Origin of the sequence: Phenylobacterium sp., from assembly GCF_031425575.1 — a bacterium.
In the GTDB taxonomy this organism is placed as follows: Bacteria; Pseudomonadota; Alphaproteobacteria; order Caulobacterales; family Caulobacteraceae; genus Phenylobacterium.
Genome location: NZ_JANPJP010000115.1, coordinates 1 through 2,794 on the forward strand (window position 1 = coordinate 1; position 2,794 = coordinate 2,794).

Sequence of the window (2,794 nt, forward strand, 5' to 3'; positions counted from 1 at the left end):
AGGCCTGCTTGCCGGTGATCAGCTCGTACAGCACCACCCCCACCGAGAAGAGGTCGGAGCGGCCGTCCACCACCTGGCCCAGGGCCTGCTCGGGGCTCATGTAGCGGGGCGTGCCCAGCACCTGGCCGATCTGGGTGCGGATGTGCTCTTGGTCGGTGAAGGCGGCGTCCTCGGCGACCCGGGCGATCCCGAAGTCGAGGATCTTGATGGAGGTTCCATCCCGGCCGAGCATGATGTTGGAGGGCTTGATGTCCCGGTGCACGACGCCTGACAGGTGGGCGTAGCTGAGGGCCGCGGCCAGCTGACCGCCGATGGCCAGGACGCGGTCGCCTGAGAGCTGGCCTTCCCGGGCTAGCACCTGGTCGAGGGACTCTCCCTCCAACAGCTCCATGGCGATGTAGGGATATCCGTCGGCCTCGCCGACATCGTAGATCGTGACGATGGATGGGTGGGCGAGCGCGCCGGCGGCCTTGGCTTCCCGAAGGAAGCGCATCGCATATTCGGGATTGCGCCGGAACTCCTGCTTCAGCAGCTTGATGGCCAGCACCCGGTCGATGCTCGGATCGTGGGCGCGCCAGACCTCGGCCATGGCGCCCTCGCCAATGCGTTCGCGAAGCTCGTAACGACCGATCAGGCGCATTCCGCTTAACCTCCGCCTGACGCCAGGGGCGCATGGCTCTCCGCCAGCAACCTAAGGCGGAGTCGTTAAGGGGTGGTTGGCCGAATCAGGGCTTGGCGCGCACGGCGCCACGGATGCGGACAGCGCGGGCCAGGTCACGCTGGATTAGCGCATTGCCGGGATTCAGCTGGCTGGCCTGGGACAGCAGGGCTACGGCCCGGTCGATGGCCCCGCGATTGAGCTGCTCCAGCCCCTGGGCGCGCAGCTGGGCCGCGCGGGCCGCATTGGCCACCGGCTTGGCGGCGGCGGCCGGAGCGGCGGGGCGTGGCGCGGCCGGCTTGTTGGCCGCTGGGGCCTGGGGCGACGGGCGAGGAGCGGCCGGTCGCGGGGCGGGCGCGGGGCTGGACCCGTCGGGGTTTGGGATGGGCGCCATCTCCCCATAGCCCCGCGCCGGATCGGTGGCCGCGCCGGGCGTGACGGCGGCGGGACCGCTCGCGCAGGCGCTGAGCGCCAGGGTCGCGGCGAGCAGGGCGAGGGGAAGCATCGGGGAGCGGGTCATGCGGAGCGGCGGCCTTCGGCGGCTTTCAGGCGTGGACGGGGCGCGGCGGCGCGCCAGGCGGGGGGATCGCGGACCAGGCGACGAAAGGCTTCGCCGGTCAGAGGCTTGGAGAAGTGATAACCCTGGAAAACGTTGCATCCGAGGTCATGCAGGGTCTGGACCTCCTCGGCGGTCTCGACCCCCTCGGCCAGGATCAGCAGGTCGAGACCCCGGCCGAGCTCGATCAGGGCCTTACAGATGGCGCGGCTGTCGCGCCGGCTCTCTATCTGGGTGACGAACTCCCGGTCGATCTTCAGTTTGTCGAAGGGCAGGTTCTTCAGATAACTCAGGCTGGAGTAGCCGCTGCCGAAGTCGTCGATGGCCAGGCTGACCCCCATGGCTCGCAGGTCGCCGAACAGGCGCAGGGTGCCGGTGGCGTCGGCCATGGTGGCCGTCTCTGTAAGCTCCAGCTCCAAGGCGCGCGGGCTGAGGCCATGGCGCTTGAGGGTGCGCTCGACCTTTCCCACCAGGCCAGGATCCAGCAGCTGGCGGGCTGACAGGTTCACCGCCACCTTGAGGTCGTCCAGCCCCTCGTCTTGCCACAGCCGCGCCTCGCGGCAAGCGGCGTTGAGGACCCAGAGGCCATAGCTGTCGCTGAGGCCCATCCGCTCGACAATGGGGATAAAGCGCGCCGGCGAAATTGTACCCAGGGTGGGGTGGTCCCAGCGCAGCAGCGCCTCGGCCCCAATGATCCGACCCGCCGCCAGGTCCACCACGGGCTGGAAGACCATGGTGAGCTGGTCGCCGGCGATCGCGCGCGTCAGGCCCTGCTCCAGGGTGAAGGCCTCCCGCGCGATCTCGGCTGAAGGCGGTTCGGGCAGGGTGAGGTCCCCCTTCCGGGAGGTCTCGGGCCGCGCTAAGCCGGCGGTGACCCGCAACAGAAGCTGGCCCGCGTCGGCCCCGTCGCGGGGAAAGCTGACGACCCCGGCCTCTACCGTGGGGGTGAGCAGGACCGCACCGTCCGCCAGTTCCTGTCCGGCGACATAGACGATCGCGCGGAACTCCCTCGACGAGGCCTCCAGGTCAGGGGGACCGCGGAACCAGATGGCGAAGCAGTCGCGGTCGATCTGGGCGATGACGTGGGCGGCGCTTGTGGCCGAGGCGAGCCGTAGGGCGAAGTTTTTCAGGGCCGAGTTGGCGGCGGCGAGGTCGAAGGCGGCCAGGCGGTCGAAGTCGGCGAACCGGATCGCACCCAGCAGTTTCGGGCCACAGTCGCGCGCGATGTCGGCGTGGATTTCCTCCACCAGAGGCTCGCGGGTCGGCATGCCGGTGGTGGGATGACTGTTGGCGGCGCGATGCTTGAGCGCCTCGAAGCGGTGTCCCAACTCGTTGAGCAGGTGGGGCAGGCTGCGGGCGGAGCCGCCCTCGAACAGCCGCGCCGCCAGTCGTTCGGCCAGCACAACCTGGCTGACGACCCGGGCCAGGAGGATCGCACCCCCCGCAAGCAGGGCGGTCGCCGCGGCGGGATGCAACATCCCGGCGACGCCCCCCGAAAGCCCCACCGTCAGCAGGGCGACGGACGCCGGAATAGCGACGGCGTTCGAGATCGACCAACGGCGCGCCGGGGCTTCGAAGCC

At 70.0% G+C, this 2,794-nt stretch carries 3 protein-coding genes; all 3 read right to left on the minus strand.

What is annotated here, in order from left to right:
• Positions 1–640: serine/threonine-protein kinase (locus RMO97_RS06755; RefSeq protein WP_310539810.1), on the minus strand; the 640-nt coding region annotated here is incomplete at its 3' end.
• An 85-nt stretch (positions 641–725) separates the two neighbouring features.
• The gene (locus tag RMO97_RS06760; RefSeq protein WP_310539811.1) at positions 726–1,178 is read right to left on the minus strand and encodes a hypothetical protein; all 453 of its coding nucleotides are present in this window, start codon (positions 1,176–1,178) and stop codon (positions 726–728) included.
• A partial coding sequence (locus tag RMO97_RS06765) for a bifunctional diguanylate cyclase/phosphodiesterase (RefSeq protein ID WP_310539813.1) occupies positions 1,175–2,794 on the minus strand: 1,620 nt, incomplete at its 5' end. The genes RMO97_RS06765 and RMO97_RS06760, both read right to left, overlap by 4 nt.

What these genes read in the sequence shown, in the direction of transcription:
- RMO97_RS06760 (WP_310539811.1), bottom strand. Translation starts at nt 1,178, where the DNA reads ATGACCCGCTCCCCGATGCTTCCCCTCGCCCTGCTCGCCGCGACCCTG.